Source organism: Streptomyces sp. DT190 (assembly GCF_049846985.1).
Taxonomy (GTDB): domain Bacteria; phylum Actinomycetota; class Actinomycetes; order Streptomycetales; family Streptomycetaceae; genus Streptomyces.
This window is the reverse complement of sequence record NZ_JBNCNM010000014.1, coordinates 224,767-237,769: the sequence shown is the minus strand read 5'-3', so window position 1 is coordinate 237,769 and position 13,003 is coordinate 224,767. Positions and strand designations below refer to the sequence as shown.

The following is a 13,003-nucleotide window of genomic DNA, read 5'->3' as shown; positions in this document are numbered from 1 at the left end:
CACCCGTGGGGGAAAATGCTCGGGTGCTCCAGCAACTCTTCAGCCCCTCCGTCCAGCACACGCTCGACCTGATCGGCATCTTCGTCTTCGCGATCTCCGGCGCCCTGCTGGCCGTGCGCAAGAACTTCGACGTCTTCGGCATGGCCGTACTCGCCGAGGTGACCGCGCTGGGCGGCGGGCTCTTCCGTGACCTGGTCATCGGGGCCGTGCCGCCCGCCGCCTTCACGGACCTGGGGTACTTCCTCACGCCGCTGCTCGCCACCCTGCTCGTGTTCTTCCTGCATCCGCAGGTGGAGCGCATCCAGGTCGCCGTGAACGTGTTCGACGCGGCCGGCCTCGGCCTGTTCTGCGTCGCAGGCACCATCAAGGCGTACGAGTACGGGCTCGGCCTGACCGCCTCCGCCGGCCTGGGGCTGACCACCGCGGTCGGCGGCGGCGTGCTGCGGGACGTCCTCGCCAACGAGGTGCCCTCCCTGCTGCGCTGGGACCGCGACCTGTACGCGGTCCCCGCGATCGTCGGCTCGGCCCTGGTCGCGCTGTGCCTCCGCTACGACGCCCTGAACCCGCTCACCAGCTCCCTCGCGGTGGTCACCGCGTTCGTCCTGCGCCTGCTGGCGATGCGGTTCCACTGGCGAGCCCCGCGGGCCTGGCACCGGCGGTCGACGGTGAGCGAGGAGGAGCAGCCCGTCCTGCCGTGACGGGACGGGCGCCCGCCTCCCGCCCGCAAGGAAAAGCTACCGCTTAGTAGTAACTTCTTGTACTGTTCAGCCATGCCAGAAGCAGCCTCCGCCCCGGCCGTCCGGGCCACGATCGGCGACAGCGAGTTCGACCGCGACACCGCGCTCACCCGCCGCGCGCCCGGCGTCTACGACATCGACCTCTCCGCCGGCTGGACGATCATCAGCGCCGTCAACGGCGGCTACCTGCTGGCCGTCCTGGGTCGAGCGCTCGCGGACGCCCTGCCGCACGCCGACCCCTTCACCATCTCGGCGCACTACCTGACCGCGTCCCGGCCAGGCCCGGCGGTCGTCCGCACGGACGTCGTGCGCACCGGCCGCACCCTGTCGACCGGCCAGGCCTCGCTCCTGCAGTACGACGACGACGGCCGCGAGGTCGAGCGCATCCGCGTGCTGGCCTCCTACGGCGACCTGGACACCCTGCCCGACGACGTCCGCACGACGGCCCGGCCGCCCGCGATCCCGCCGATCGAGCACTGCTTCGGCCCGGAGGACGGGCCCGCCCCCGTCGAGGGCAGCTCGGCCATCGCCGACCGGCTGATGCTCAAGCTCGACCCGTCGACCCTGGGCTGGGCGCTCGGGCAGCCCTCCGGCAAGGGCGAGATGCGGGCCTGGTTCGGGCTCAAGGACGGTCGCGACCCCGACCCGCTCTCGCTGCTGCTCGCGGTGGACGCCCTGCCGCCCACCGCCTTCGAACTCGGCCTGAAGGGCTGGGTGCCGACCGTCGAGCTGACCGTGCACGTGCGCTGCCGCCCGGCGCCGGGCCCGCTGCGCGTGTCGATCGCCACGCGCAACCTGGCCGGCGGCTTCCTGGAGGAGGACGCGGAGGTGTGGGACAGCGCGGACCGGCTGGTGGCGCAGTCCCGTCAGCTGGCGCGGGTCAGACTGGGCTGAACCCGGCCGTTGCGGCAGGGCCCGCTGCCCGATCCGCCGCCGCTGCCGGAGGACGACGAGTCGCCCGAGCCGCAGGCCGCCGCAGCGGGAGCCGCTCAGGGCTCTCCTCGGTCCGCCCTGTGAAGGACCGGGCGGCGCGCTCGGTGAACGGGCGCGCCGCCCCCGGGGGTTGTGCGCGTACTCGCGAACGGGCCGGCATGCCCCGGACATTGCGCCCGTACTCGCGAACGGGACCGCGCACCCGGGGATTTGTGCCTGGCGGCTCAATCCAGCCAGTGGTGGCGGCCGAGGCCGATCAGCCGCATCTGGCGGGCCGCCACCCGGGCGACCTCCCGTTTCCGCTCCTCGCGCGCCTCCTGGGGCCCTTCGTGCGCCTCCAGGAAGAGCGACGCCGTGATCAGCATCTGGTCGACGTAGAGCTGGGCGAGCATCAGCAGGTCGTCCTCGCTCCAGCCCTCGGACGCCGGGTCCTCGGCCAGTTCGTCCTTGACCTCCCCGGCGAAGCGGGACAGCTGGTCCCGTATGGCCTCCCGGACCGGCTGGACTCCGCCATGTCGTTCACGGGCGATGAATCGGACATGTGCGGGGTACCCGTCGACGTGACGGGCGATCAATTCGATGGCGCGCGTGATGCGTTCCTCCTGGTCACCCGTCCCGGACACCGTCGTCCGGACCATCGGGTGCAGGCTGCCCAGCGCCTCCTCGACCAGGGCGACGCCCAGGTCCGCCGTGGAGCGGAAATGGCGGTAGAAGGCGGTCGGGGCGACACCGACGGCGCGGGTGACCTCGCGCAGCCCGAGGCTGCTCAGGCTCTGGTCCTCCAGCAGCCCCAGGGCCGCGTCCAGGAGGGCCTGCCGGGTCTTCTGCTTCTGGGCCTGCCGGATGCCGAGGGTGTGACTCATACCATGCAGTTAACAACTGTTCTCTGGAATTGCAAAGTCATGAGAGGGGCTAGACTGGGAAGTCAGTGAACAACTGTAACCACACTCGTTCACCGAAATCCTGGGGGCTGTTTCCCATGCTGTTCATCGTCGCCGCACTCCTGCTGCTGGGGTTCGTCCTGGGCACCGTGGCCCACGCGCCGCTCGGCTTCTCCCTCGCCCTCGGTGCCGTCATCGCCGTCTGGCTCGGCATCTTCGCGATGCGTGAGCGCAACCGCCGGCGCCACCCGCAGGCCCACTGACCACCGCGCCTCCGTCCCGACGACAGGAGTAGATCACCATGCAGCTCACCGCTCCGGCCTCGCGCCGCACCGGCATCCGCGACACCGACGGCATGGCCGTCGCGTCCTTCGTCCTCGGTCTGCTCGGTCTGCTCGTGCTCAACGTCTTCCTCGGCCCGATCGCCATCGTGCTGGCGAGCGTCGCCCTGTGGCGCGGCACCGAGCGCCGCGGCCGTGCCCTGCTCGGTCTCGGTCTGGGCGTCGCCGACCTGCTGGTCCTCGCGGCCTTCGCACAGTTCGACAGCACGATCTCCTGGAGCTTCTGAGCCGCCGTCGGCCGCTCACCGGCCGGCCGGCCGCGGCCGGGCCCGGGGACGACGGGCCACCGCCGCGCCGGACAGCGGTTCGCGTTCGGCCAACCTTGATCTGAGGGCCGCGGAAGGGGAGCCGTAGAATCGGGCTCACCATGGCTTACCTCGACCACGCCGCGACCACCCCGATGCTCCCGGAGGCGGTTGAGGCGTTCACCGCCCAGCTGGGTGCCACCGGCAACGCGTCCTCCCTCCACGCATCCGGCCGGCAGGCCCGCCGCACCGTCGAGGAGGCCCGCGAGACCCTTGCCGAGGCCCTCGGCGCCCGCCCCAGCGAGGTCGTCTTCACCTCGGGCGGCACGGAGGCCGACAACCTCGCCGTCAAGGGCCTGTACTGGTCGCGCCGCGACGCCGACCCGGCCCGCACCCGGGTCCTCGCCAGCCCCGTCGAGCACCACGCCGTCCTCGACGCCGTGCACTGGCTCGGCGAACACGAGGGCGCCACCGTCGAGTACCTGCCGGTCGACGCCCACGGCCGCGTCCACCCGGACACCCTGCGCAAGGCGATCGCCCGCGACCCCGACGACGTGGCCCTCGCCACCGTCATGTGGGCCAACAACGAGATCGGGACGATCCTGCCGATCAGCGAACTGGCCGAGGTCGCCGCGGAGTTCGGAGTCCCCCTGCACTCCGACGCGGTCCAGGCCTTCGGCCAGATCCCGGTGGACTTCGCCGCCTCCGGCCTCGCCGCGATGACGGTCTCCGGCCACAAGATCGGCGGGCCCTACGGCATCGGCGCGCTGCTCCTCGGCCGCGAGCACACCCCCGTGCCCGTCCTGCACGGCGGCGGCCAGGAACGGCATGTGCGCTCCGGCACCCTGGACGTGCCCGCCATCGCCTCCTTCGCCGTCGCCGGGCGGCTGGCCGCCGAGCAGCGCGAGTGGTTCGCCCGCGAGATCGGCGCCCTGCGCGACTCGCTGGTCGCCGCGGTCCGCTCGGCCGTGCCGGACGCGATCCTCGGCGGCGACCCGGACCCGCAGGGGCGTCTTCCGGCCAACGCGCACTTCACCTTCCCCGGCTGCGAGGGCGACTCCCTGCTGCTCCTGCTCGACGCCCAGGGCATCGAGTGCTCCACCGGCTCCGCCTGCACCGCGGGCGTCGCCCAGCCCAGCCACGTCCTCCTCGCCACCGGCACCGACCCCGACCTGGCCCGCGGCACCCTCCGCTTCTCCCTCGGCCACACCTCCACCGAGGCCGACATCGAGGCCCTGGCCAAGGCCATCGGCCCGGCGGTGGAACGGGCACGGGTGGCGGGGCTGACGTAGGCCCGAACGCCGACGCCGACGCCCTCGTCCCCCTCCTCCTGTGACGCCGGCCGGGACGGTCAGGCGGGTGCCGTGCGCGCCCGGCGCACCAGCCGCATGTATCTGTCCCAGTCCCAGTGCGGCCCCGGGTCCGTGTGGTCCGTGCCCGGCACCTCCACGTGGCCGATGATGTGCTCGCGGTCCACGGGGATGCCGTACCGCGCGCATATCCGGGCGGTCAGGCGCGCCGACGCCTCGTACATCTCGTCCGTGAGGTCCTGCGGGCGGTCCACGAAGCCCTCGTGCTCGATGCCGACACTGCGTTCGTTGTAGTCGCGGTTGCCTGCGTGATACGCCACGTCCAGCTCGCGGATCATCTGCGTGACGTGCCCGTCCTGGCCGACGATGTAGTGCGTGGCCGCCTTGTGCCCCGGGTCCTGGAAGGCCTTCACCGCGCTGTCGAAGCTGCCCTGCGTGACATGGACGATCACCATGTCTATGCCGAAGTCGTCGGGCCGGTCCGCGCGCCGCCAGTTCGCGTCCGACGCCGCCACCCAGCGGGCGCCCGTGAAGTCGACCTCGCCCTCCTTGCGCGGCTTCTCCACACCCGGGGTGCGCCACCACAGCCGCGCCAGCTCGTCCCGGGCGAGCACGGCCGTGCCCGCCGCGGCCGCCGCACCGCCGATCAGCAACGCGCGACGCCCGACCCTGCGGTCGCCGTCCTTCGGAGCCTTCCCCTGTCCCATGTGATCGTCAACGGATACCCGCGGGTCCTGGTTCCCGCGCCCCCTTACCCTGGAGGGGTTATGACTGACACCCCGCAGCGCCCCCGCCCCCTCCGCGTCCTGGCCGCCATGTCCGGCGGAGTCGACTCCGCCGTCGCCGCGGCCCGCGCCGCCGAGGCGGGCCACGACGTGACCGGCGTCCACCTCGCGCTCTCCGCCAACCCCCAGTCCTTCCGCACGGGCGCGCGGGGCTGCTGCACCATCGAGGACTCGCGCGACGCCCGCCGCGCCGCCGACGTCATCGGCATCCCGTTCTACGTGTGGGACCTCGCCGACCGCTTCCGCGAGGACGTCGTGGAGGACTTCGTCGCCGAGTACGAGGCCGGCCGCACCCCCAACCCCTGCCTGCGCTGCAACGAGAAGATCAAGTTCGCCGCGCTGCTGGACAAGGCGCTCGCGCTCGGCTTCGACGCGGTCTGCACGGGCCACTACGCCAAGGTGATCGTCCGCGAGGACGGCACCCGTGAGCTGCACCGCGCCTCCGACACGGCCAAGGACCAGTCGTACGTCCTCGGCGTGCTCGACGACCGGCAGCTCGCCCACGCGCTGTTCCCGCTCGGCGACACGGTCACCACCAAGGACGAGATCCGCGCCGAGGCCGAGCGCCGGGGCCTGGCCGTCGCCAAGAAGCCCGACTCGCACGACATCTGCTTCATCGCCGACGGCGACACCCAGGGCTTCCTCGCGCGGAGGCTGGGCAAGGCCGAGGGCGACATCGTCGACGAGGCGGGCAACAAGCTGGGCACCCACGAGGGCGCGTACGGCTTCACGATCGGCCAGCGCAAGGGACTGCGCATCGGCACGCCCGCCGCCGACGGCAAGCCCCGCTACGTCCTCGACATCTCCCCGGTGGACAACACGGTGACGGTCGGCCCGGCCGACGCCCTCGACGTCACCGGGCTGCGGGCGATCAAGCCGCGCTGGTGCGGCGCCGCCCCCACCGGCCCCGGCACCTACACGGCCCAGCTGCGCGCCCACGGCGGCGAGACCGAGGTGACCGCCGAGCTCGTCGACGGCTCCCTGGAGGTCTCCTTCGCCGAGCCGGTCCGCGGGGTCGCCCCCGGCCAGGCGATCGTGCTGTACGACGGCACGCGCGTGGTGGGGTCGGCGACGATCGCGTCGACCACGAGGGCGACGGCGGGCGTCGCCTGACCCCGCGCCCGCCCGGCCGCCGCCCGGACCGCGGCCGCTGGCGGGCGGTCCTCAGCCCCGGCTGAAGAACTCCGTCAGCACCGGCGCCAGCACGTTCGGCTCCACCATGTGCGTCTGCCCCTGCAGCGTGCGGTACGAGCCGTCCGGGACGCAGTCCGCGATGGCCCGGGCCGCCTCGCGCAGCCAGGCCGGGCTCGCGTCGCCCGCCACGGCCAGGGTCGGGACCCCGACCGAGGCCAGCCGCTCCCGGGGGACCCGGCCGTCACGCATGACGGCGTCGTCGTGGGCGAGGCTCGGGGCGAGCGCCTCCATGCCCGCCCACATGGGGGACTGGCGGGCGCTCTGGATCACGCTCTCGGCCAGGCCGGTCAGCCGCAGGAACAGCTCGACCGCGTCCCCGCGCCGCCCCTCACCGAGCGCCTCCGTCAGCCGCCGGGTGTACTCCGCGCGCTCTTCGGCGCCCTCCTCGGACATCGCGAACGGCGTCTCGTACACCGCGACGCGCCGCACCGGCAGTCCGCTCGCCGCCGCCTCCAGGGCGAGCGCGCCGCCCGACGAGATGCCGTACAGCAACGCCTCGCCGCCCACCGCCTCGATCACCGCCGCCAGGTCCTCGACCTCGCGCTCCACGGCGTAGGGCGCGGTGTCCCCGCTGGCGCCGCGGCCTCTGCGGTCGTACACGACGGCCTGGAAGCGCTCCGACAGCGACACCGCCAGCGGCGCCAGCGTGCCGCCCGTCGACATCGCGCCGCTCACCAGGACGACCGTGGGGCCCCGGCCGGTGCTCTCGTAGGCGATGCGGGTGCCGTCGCGCGAAAGAGTCTTCTTGTCCATGCCTGTTGAGACTGCCGCACGGCACGGTGTTCATGGGTGAGGCGGGCCGTGCGTCAGCCGATCACGTCACTTCCACGTCGTAGAAGCACAGGTGGTCCTTGATCTCGGCGACGTCCGGCTTGGGGTCCGGATACGCCCAGACGAGGTCCGCGGCGCCCGGCACCGACCAGTAGGACGCGGTGCCCTTGAAGGGGCAGTACGTCTGCGTGCCGGACGGGGTCAGCAGGTCCAGGCGCACGTCCTCGGGCGGGATGTAGTACCGCTCCGGACAGCCCGTCTCCCGCAGGACCAGCGGCCGGTCGCTCTCGGCGAGGACCTGCCCGTCGCGCTCCACGCGCACGTGCAGGTCGCTCCGCTCGACGGTGATGCGGTGCCCTGTCGTCACGATCGCCCCTCCTTGGGTAGCCGACTCCCCCGGTACAGCGCACGCTGAAGCTGAGTTCTTCCCTCTGGGCAGGAGGCCCCGATGCGCGCCACGCGACCGGTCAGGAACCGCAGCAGCCTGGCCCATCAGATCCGCTACGCCCTGCACCACCCCGAGCGCGTGCCCGCGCACGCCCGGCGCCTCCTGCGGGACGCCCTGCTGCGGCTGCGCCACCGCGACCACATCGCGTACTACCGGGCCGTGATGGCCTCGGACACGGCCCGCAGCGCGGAGGCGGCCGTGGGACACAATCCCTCGCGCGAGGCGTGGAACCGCATCGGCCGCATGCAGTTCGAGTACCTGGTGGGACACGGTCTGCGGCCGCACCACCGCATGCTGGACATCGGCTGCGGCAACCTGCGCGCCGGCCGGCTGTTCATCGACTACCTCGACACCGGCCACTACTACGGCATCGACATCTCGCCGCACATCCTGCTCGCCGCCCAGGACACCCTCGTCGCCGACAAGCTCCAGGCCAAGCTGCCCCACCTCACCCTCGCCGACGACCTGACCTTCGACTTCCTGCCCGAGGCGCACTTCGACGTGGTGCACGCGCACAGCGTCTTCTCGCACTCGCCGCTGCCCGTCATCGAGGAGTGCTTCGCGCACGTCGGGCGGATCCTCGCGCCCGGCGGGTTCTTCGACTTCACGTTCGACCGCACCGAGGGCGAGGAGCACCAGGTGCTGCACGAGGACTTCTACTACCGGACGCGGACCCTGACCGGCCTCGCCGCGCGCCACGGCCTGGCCGCCCGGTTCATGGACGACTGGGAGCGGCTGCCGCACCGGCAGTCCAAGATGCGCCTGACCGCGGCGGCCGACCGGGCCCGTACGGTGGGTCCATGAACATCTGCGTCTTCCTCTCCGCCGCCGACCTCGACGAGCGCTACACCCGGCCCGCCCGGGAGTTCGCCGAACTGCTGGGCAAGGGCGGCCACACGCTCGTGTGGGGCGGCTCCGACGTCGGCCTGATGAAGGTCGTCGCCGACGGGGTGCAGGAGTCGGGCGGCCGGCTGACCGGCGTCTCCGTGCGGTTCCTCGCGGCCAAGGCACGCCAGGGCGTCGACGAGATGGTGATCGCCGAGGACCTCGCCGAGCGCAAGCGGCTCCTGCTGGAGAAGGCCGACGCCGTGGTCGTCATGGTCGGCGGCACGGGCACGCTCGACGAGGCGACCGAGATCCTGGAGCTGAAGAAGCACGGGCACACCGACAAGCCGGTGGTCCTGCTCAACACCGCGGGCTTCTACGACGGCCTCAAGGAGCAGTTCCGCCGCATGGAGGACGAGGGTTTCCTGCCCCGCCCGCTGACCGACCTGGTGTTCTTCGCCGAGGAGCCGGTCGGGGCGCTGGCCTACCTGGAGGAGAGCCGGGGCATCGCGTGACCCGGCCCTGATGCGAGCATGGCGGTCATGGCTACTCATGTGATCACCGGGGCCGGATCCGGCATCGGCGCGGCCGTGGCCCGCCGGCTGCACGCGCGCGGGGACGAACTCGTGCTGCACGCGCGCGACGCGGGCCGCGCCAAGGAACTCGCGGCCGGGTTCCCGGGCGCCAGGACCCTGGTCGGCGACCTGGCGGACCCCGACAAGCTCTCCTGGGCCTTCTCCCACCAGTCGCTGCCCGACCGGGTGGACTCGCTGCTGCACATCGCCGGGGTCGTCGACCTCGGCCCGGTCGGGGAACTCACCCCGAAGACCTGGCGCCACCAGCTCAACGTCAACCTCGTCGCCCCCGCCGAGCTGACCCGGCACTTCCTGCCCCAGTTGCGCGCCGCCCGCGGCCACGTGCTCTTCGTCAACTCCGGCGCCGGCCTCAACGCCCACGCCGACTGGTCCGCCTACGCCGCCTCCAAGCACGGCCTGAAGGCCCTCGCCGACGCGCTGCGCCACGAGGAGCACGGCAACGGGGTGCGGGTCACCTCGGTCTACCCCGGCCGCACGGCCTCCCCCATGCAGGCCAAGGTCCACCAGCAGGAGGGCAAGGACTACGACGCCTCGAAGTGGATCGACCCGGAGTCGGTGGCCACGACGATCCTGATGGCCCTGGACCTGCCGCGCGACGCCGAGGTCAACGACCTGACGGTGCGGCCGGGCGCCTGACCCCGGCGCCCCGTTCACTAGGCTGTTGCGGTGAGCGAAAACAGCCAGTTCAGGTTCGGTGCGGCCACCGGTGTCGGCTCCCTGCCCGGAGGCGACGCCCGGGAGGCGGCCAAGACCGTCACCGGGACCTTCGAGGACTTCCCCTTCCTGCCCGAACTGCCCGCCCGGGGCCCCGGCGCGGACATGATCGGCCGGACCGCCGGGATGCTGGTCGAGCTGTACGCGCGCGTGGAGCCCAGCGGGTGGCGGCTCGGCGACCGGCCGGGGCGGGACACCAAGCGGGCCCGCTCCTGGCTCGGCGAGGACCTCGACGCGCTGGAGGAGCACACCCAGGACTACCAGGGGCCGCTGAAGGTCCAGGCCGTCGGCCCGTGGACCCTCGCGGCCAACCTGGAGCTGCGCAACGGCGAGGCGGTCCTCTCGGACGCCGGCGCCTGCCGCGACCTGGCCGCCTCCCTCGCCGAGGGACTGCGCGAGCACCTCGCCGAGGTGCGGCGGCGCGTGCCGGGCGCGCAGCTCGTGCTCCAGCTCGACGAGCCGTCCCTCACCGCCGTGCTGCGCGGCCGGGTGAAGACCGCCAGCGGCTACCGCACCCACCGGGCCGTCGACCGGCAGGTCGCCGAGCAGACGCTGCGCGACCTCGTCGGGACGCACACGGCGGGCCCGGTCGTCGTCCACTCCTGCGCCCCGGACGTGCCCTTCGCCCTGCTCCGCCGGGCGGGGGCGGCGGCCGTCTCGTTCGACTTCTCCCTGCTCACCGAGCGTGACGACGAGGTGATCGGCGAGGCCGTGGAGGGCGGCACCCGGCTCTTCGCCGGTGTCGTCCCGTCCGCGGAGGGACCATTGTCAGACCCTGCCGGTAGCGTCATGGGTGTCAGGACGCTGTGGCGCAGGCTGGGGCTGTCTCCGGGGCTTCTCGCGGAGGCGGTCACGCTCACCCCGGCGTGCGGACTCGCGGGGGTCTCCCCGGGGTACGCGCGCCAGGCTCTCGCCCACTGTGTCAGGGCGGCGAGATCCCTCGCGGACAACCCAGAGTAACGGGAGGACGACACGGTGGCCGGCGACAAGCAAGCGGAGACGACGACGGTGCCCGCCGAGGCACGGGAGAAGCACGCGCGCCTCGCGGAGCAGATCGAGGAGCACCGCTTCCGCTACTACGTGAAGGACGCTCCGGTCGTCAGCGACGCGGAGTTCGACCAGCTGCTGCGGTCCCTGGAGGCGCTGGAGGAGGAGCACCCGGAACTGCGCACGCCGGACTCGCCGACCCAGAAGGTCTCCGGGTCCTACGAGACGGAGTTCACGGCGGTCGCCCACCGCGAGCGCATGCTCTCGCTGGACAACACGTTCAACGACGACGACCTCGCCGCCTGGTTCGAACGCATCGCCCGTGAACTGGGCGAGCAGGACTACCACTTCCTGTGCGAGCTGAAGGTCGACGGCCTCGCCGTGAACCTCACCTACGAGCACGGCCGCCTCACCCGCGCGGCGACCCGCGGCGACGGCCGCACCGGCGAGGACATCACGCCGAACGTCCGCACGATCGCCGAGATCCCCGACCGCCTCAAGGGGGACGACGTCCCCGACCTGGTGGAGATCCGCGGCGAGGTCTACTTCCCGATGGAGAAGTTCCAGGAGCTCAACGCCCGGCTGGTGGAGGCCGGCGACAAGCCCTTCGCCAACCCGCGCAACGCGGCCGCCGGTTCCCTGCGCCAGAAGGACCCCCGCGTCACGGCCACCCGCCCCCTGCACATGGTGGTCCACGGCATCGGCGCCCTGGAGGGCTTCACCGGCCTGACCCGCCTCTCCCAGGCCTACGACCTGCTGAAGACCTGGGGCCTGCCCACCTCCCGGCACAACAAGGTGGTCGACGGCCTGGAGGGCGTACGGGAGTTCATCGCCTACTTCGGCGAGAACCGCCACTCCGTGGAGCACGAGATCGACGGCGTGGTCGTCAAGCTCGACGAGATCCCCCTCCAGGGCCGCCTCGGCTCCACCTCGCGCGCCCCGCGCTGGGCGATCGCGTACAAGTACGCGCCGGAGGAGGTCAACACCAAGCTCGTCAACATCCGCGTGGGCGTCGGCCGCACGGGCCGGGTCACCCCGTACGCCCAGGTCGAGCCGGTCACGGTCGCGGGCTCGGAGGTCGAGTTCGCCACGCTGCACAACCAGGACGTGGTCAAGGCCAAGGGCGTCCTCATCGGGGACACGGTCGTGCTGCGCAAGGCCGGTGACGTCATCCCGGAGATCCTCGGCCCCGTCGCCGACCTGCGCGACGGCAGCGAGCGCGAGTTCGTGATGCCGAGCGAGTGCCCCGAGTGCGGCACCCCGCTGCGGCCGATGAAGGAGGGCGACGTCGACCTGCGCTGCCCCAACGCCCGCACCTGCCCGGCCCAGTTGCGCGAGCGCCTGTTCTACCTCGCGGGCCGCAAGGCGCTGGACATCGAGCACTTCGGCTACGTCGCGGCGGCCGCCCTCACGAGCCCGCTGGAGCCCGCGACCCCGCCCCTGGCGGACGAGGGCGACCTGTTCGACCTCACCGCCGAGCAGCTGCTGCCCATCAAGGCGTACGTCCTCGACCAGGACAGCGGCCTGCCCAAGCGCGACCCGAAGACCGGCGAGGAGAAGGTCGCGACCGTCTTCGCCAACCAGCAGGGCGAGCCCCGCAAGAACGCGCTCGCCATGCTGGAGAACATCGCGGCGGCCAAGGAGCGCCCCCTGGACCGCATCCTCACCAGCCTGTCGATCCGTCACGTCGGGCCGGTCGCGGCCGAGGCCCTGGCCCGCGAGTTCCGCTCGATCGAGCGCATCGACCAGGCCACGGAGGAGGAGCTGGCGAACACCGAGGGCGTGGGGCCGACCATCGCCGCCTCCCTCAAGCAGTGGTTCGCCGAGGAGTGGCACCGCGAGATCATCCGTAAGTGGAAGGCCGCGGGCGTCCGCATGGAGGCGGAGAGCACCGGCGAGGACGAGGGACCGCGTCCGCTGGAAGGTCTCACGGTCGTCGTCACCGGCACCCTCGAACACTTCACGCGGGACGGCGCCAAGGAGGCCCTGCAGAGCCGCGGAGCGAAGGTGACCGGCTCCGTTTCGAAGAAGACGTCGTTCGTCGTCGTGGGGGACAGCCCGGGATCGAAGTACGACAAGGCGATGCAGCTGAAGGTTCCGGTTCTGAACGAGGACGGTTTCGGCGTTCTGCTGGAACAAGGGCCGGAAGCAGCGGCCGAAGTCGCCCTTTCGTCCGAGGAGTAGCGGTTGAAGGCCACCCGTTCGGCGCATACCAGATGCATACGGGTGGCCGGGG

General features: G+C 72.4%; 15 protein-coding genes. 11 read left to right on the top strand and 4 right to left on the bottom strand.

What is annotated here, in order from left to right; translation table 11 throughout:
* Positions 1–23 precede the first annotated feature (23 nt).
* Together ACPXCS_RS24545 and ACPXCS_RS24540 are read left to right on the top strand one after the other, a co-directional pair.
* Entirely contained in the window at positions 24–698 is a 675-nt protein-coding gene (locus ACPXCS_RS24545; protein WP_425947600.1) for a trimeric intracellular cation channel family protein, read from the top strand.
* Positions 699–770: 72 nt separating this feature from the next.
* Positions 771–1,631, top strand: a complete 861-nt coding sequence (locus tag ACPXCS_RS24540) for a thioesterase family protein (protein ID WP_425947602.1) — start codon at positions 771–773, stop codon at positions 1,629–1,631.
* A 263-nt stretch (positions 1,632–1,894) separates the two neighbouring features.
* Here the strand turns inward: ACPXCS_RS24540 and ACPXCS_RS24535 are convergent, their stop codons facing one another.
* Entirely contained in the window at positions 1,895–2,533 is a 639-nt protein-coding gene (locus ACPXCS_RS24535) for a TetR family transcriptional regulator (protein WP_425947603.1), read from the bottom strand.
* 116 nt (positions 2,534–2,649) lie between these two features.
* On the opposite strand from ACPXCS_RS24535, the gene ACPXCS_RS24530 reads away from it, so the two are divergent.
* From ACPXCS_RS24530 to ACPXCS_RS24520, 3 genes are all read left to right on the top strand, one after another.
* Complete coding sequence (locus ACPXCS_RS24530; RefSeq protein WP_425947605.1) at positions 2,650–2,814, top strand: hypothetical protein; 165 nt, start codon at positions 2,650–2,652, stop codon at positions 2,812–2,814.
* Positions 2,815–2,852: 38 nt separating this feature from the next.
* Positions 2,853–3,119, top strand: coding sequence for a DUF4190 domain-containing protein (locus ACPXCS_RS24525; protein WP_425947607.1), 267 nt, complete (start codon positions 2,853–2,855; stop codon positions 3,117–3,119).
* 140 nt (positions 3,120–3,259) lie between these two features.
* Positions 3,260–4,429, top strand: coding sequence for a cysteine desulfurase family protein (locus ACPXCS_RS24520; protein ID WP_425947609.1), 1,170 nt, complete (start codon positions 3,260–3,262; stop codon positions 4,427–4,429).
* 59 nt (positions 4,430–4,488) lie between these two features.
* Here the strand turns inward: ACPXCS_RS24520 and ACPXCS_RS24515 are convergent, their stop codons facing one another.
* Complete coding sequence (locus ACPXCS_RS24515) at positions 4,489–5,154, bottom strand: N-acetylmuramoyl-L-alanine amidase (RefSeq protein WP_425947610.1); 666 nt, start codon at positions 5,152–5,154, stop codon at positions 4,489–4,491.
* Between the two features lie 60 nt (positions 5,155–5,214).
* Here ACPXCS_RS24515 and mnmA point away from each other — a divergent pair, with 60 nt between their 5' ends.
* Positions 5,215–6,345, top strand: coding sequence for a tRNA 2-thiouridine(34) synthase MnmA (gene mnmA / locus ACPXCS_RS24510; protein WP_425947611.1), 1,131 nt, complete (start codon positions 5,215–5,217; stop codon positions 6,343–6,345).
* 51 nt (positions 6,346–6,396) lie between these two features.
* Here mnmA and ACPXCS_RS24505 read toward each other — a convergent pair whose 3' ends face one another.
* Both ACPXCS_RS24505 and ACPXCS_RS24500 read right to left on the bottom strand, forming a co-directional pair.
* Positions 6,397–7,179, bottom strand: coding sequence for an alpha/beta fold hydrolase (locus tag ACPXCS_RS24505; protein WP_425947612.1), 783 nt, complete (start codon positions 7,177–7,179; stop codon positions 6,397–6,399).
* Between the two features lie 61 nt (positions 7,180–7,240).
* Complete coding sequence (locus tag ACPXCS_RS24500) at positions 7,241–7,564, bottom strand: DUF427 domain-containing protein (RefSeq protein WP_425947614.1); 324 nt, start codon at positions 7,562–7,564, stop codon at positions 7,241–7,243.
* 81 nt (positions 7,565–7,645) lie between these two features.
* On the opposite strand from ACPXCS_RS24500, the gene ACPXCS_RS24495 reads away from it, so the two are divergent.
* Genes ACPXCS_RS24495 through ligA form a run of 5 tightly spaced genes read left to right on the top strand, consistent with a single transcriptional unit; the run spans position 7,646 to position 12,951 of the window.
* Positions 7,646–8,449: a class I SAM-dependent methyltransferase gene (locus ACPXCS_RS24495; protein WP_425947616.1), complete on the top strand. Its 804-nt coding sequence runs from the start codon at positions 7,646–7,648 to the stop codon at positions 8,447–8,449.
* Positions 8,446–8,985, top strand: coding sequence for a TIGR00730 family Rossman fold protein (locus ACPXCS_RS24490; RefSeq protein WP_425947618.1), 540 nt, complete (start codon positions 8,446–8,448; stop codon positions 8,983–8,985). Before ACPXCS_RS24495 ends, ACPXCS_RS24490 begins: the two co-directional genes overlap by 4 nt.
* An 18-nt stretch (positions 8,986–9,003) precedes the next feature.
* Complete coding sequence (locus ACPXCS_RS24485) at positions 9,004–9,702, top strand: SDR family oxidoreductase (RefSeq protein ID WP_425947620.1); 699 nt, start codon at positions 9,004–9,006, stop codon at positions 9,700–9,702.
* A gap of 30 nt (positions 9,703–9,732) precedes the next feature.
* On the top strand, positions 9,733–10,740 hold the full coding sequence (locus ACPXCS_RS24480) for a methionine synthase (RefSeq protein WP_425947622.1): 1,008 nt from the start codon (positions 9,733–9,735) through the stop codon (positions 10,738–10,740).
* A 15-nt stretch (positions 10,741–10,755) separates the two neighbouring features.
* Positions 10,756–12,951 (top strand): NAD-dependent DNA ligase LigA, encoded by a 2,196-nt coding sequence (ligA, locus tag ACPXCS_RS24475; protein WP_425947624.1) that lies wholly within the window; start codon positions 10,756–10,758, stop codon positions 12,949–12,951.
* Positions 12,952–13,003: the final 52 nt, after the last annotated feature.

Coding starts and splice junctions, on each gene's coding strand:
- ACPXCS_RS24540 (WP_425947602.1), top strand. CDS start 771: ATGCCAGAAGCAGCCTCCGCCCCGGCCGTCCGGGCCACGATCGGCGAC.
- ACPXCS_RS24535 (WP_425947603.1), bottom strand. CDS start 2,533: ATGAGTCACACCCTCGGCATCCGGCAGGCCCAGAAGCAGAAGACCCGG.
- ACPXCS_RS24530 (WP_425947605.1), top strand. CDS start 2,650: ATGCTGTTCATCGTCGCCGCACTCCTGCTGCTGGGGTTCGTCCTGGGC.
- ACPXCS_RS24525 (WP_425947607.1), top strand. CDS start 2,853: ATGCAGCTCACCGCTCCGGCCTCGCGCCGCACCGGCATCCGCGACACC.
- ACPXCS_RS24520 (WP_425947609.1), top strand. CDS start 3,260: ATGGCTTACCTCGACCACGCCGCGACCACCCCGATGCTCCCGGAGGCG.
- ACPXCS_RS24515 (WP_425947610.1), bottom strand. CDS start 5,154: ATGGGACAGGGGAAGGCTCCGAAGGACGGCGACCGCAGGGTCGGGCGT.
- mnmA (WP_425947611.1), top strand. CDS start 5,215: ATGACTGACACCCCGCAGCGCCCCCGCCCCCTCCGCGTCCTGGCCGCC.
- ACPXCS_RS24505 (WP_425947612.1), bottom strand. CDS start 7,179: ATGGACAAGAAGACTCTTTCGCGCGACGGCACCCGCATCGCCTACGAG.
- ACPXCS_RS24495 (WP_425947616.1), top strand. CDS start 7,646: ATGCGCGCCACGCGACCGGTCAGGAACCGCAGCAGCCTGGCCCATCAG.
- ACPXCS_RS24490 (WP_425947618.1), top strand. CDS start 8,446: ATGAACATCTGCGTCTTCCTCTCCGCCGCCGACCTCGACGAGCGCTAC.
- ACPXCS_RS24485 (WP_425947620.1), top strand. CDS start 9,004: ATGGCGGTCATGGCTACTCATGTGATCACCGGGGCCGGATCCGGCATC.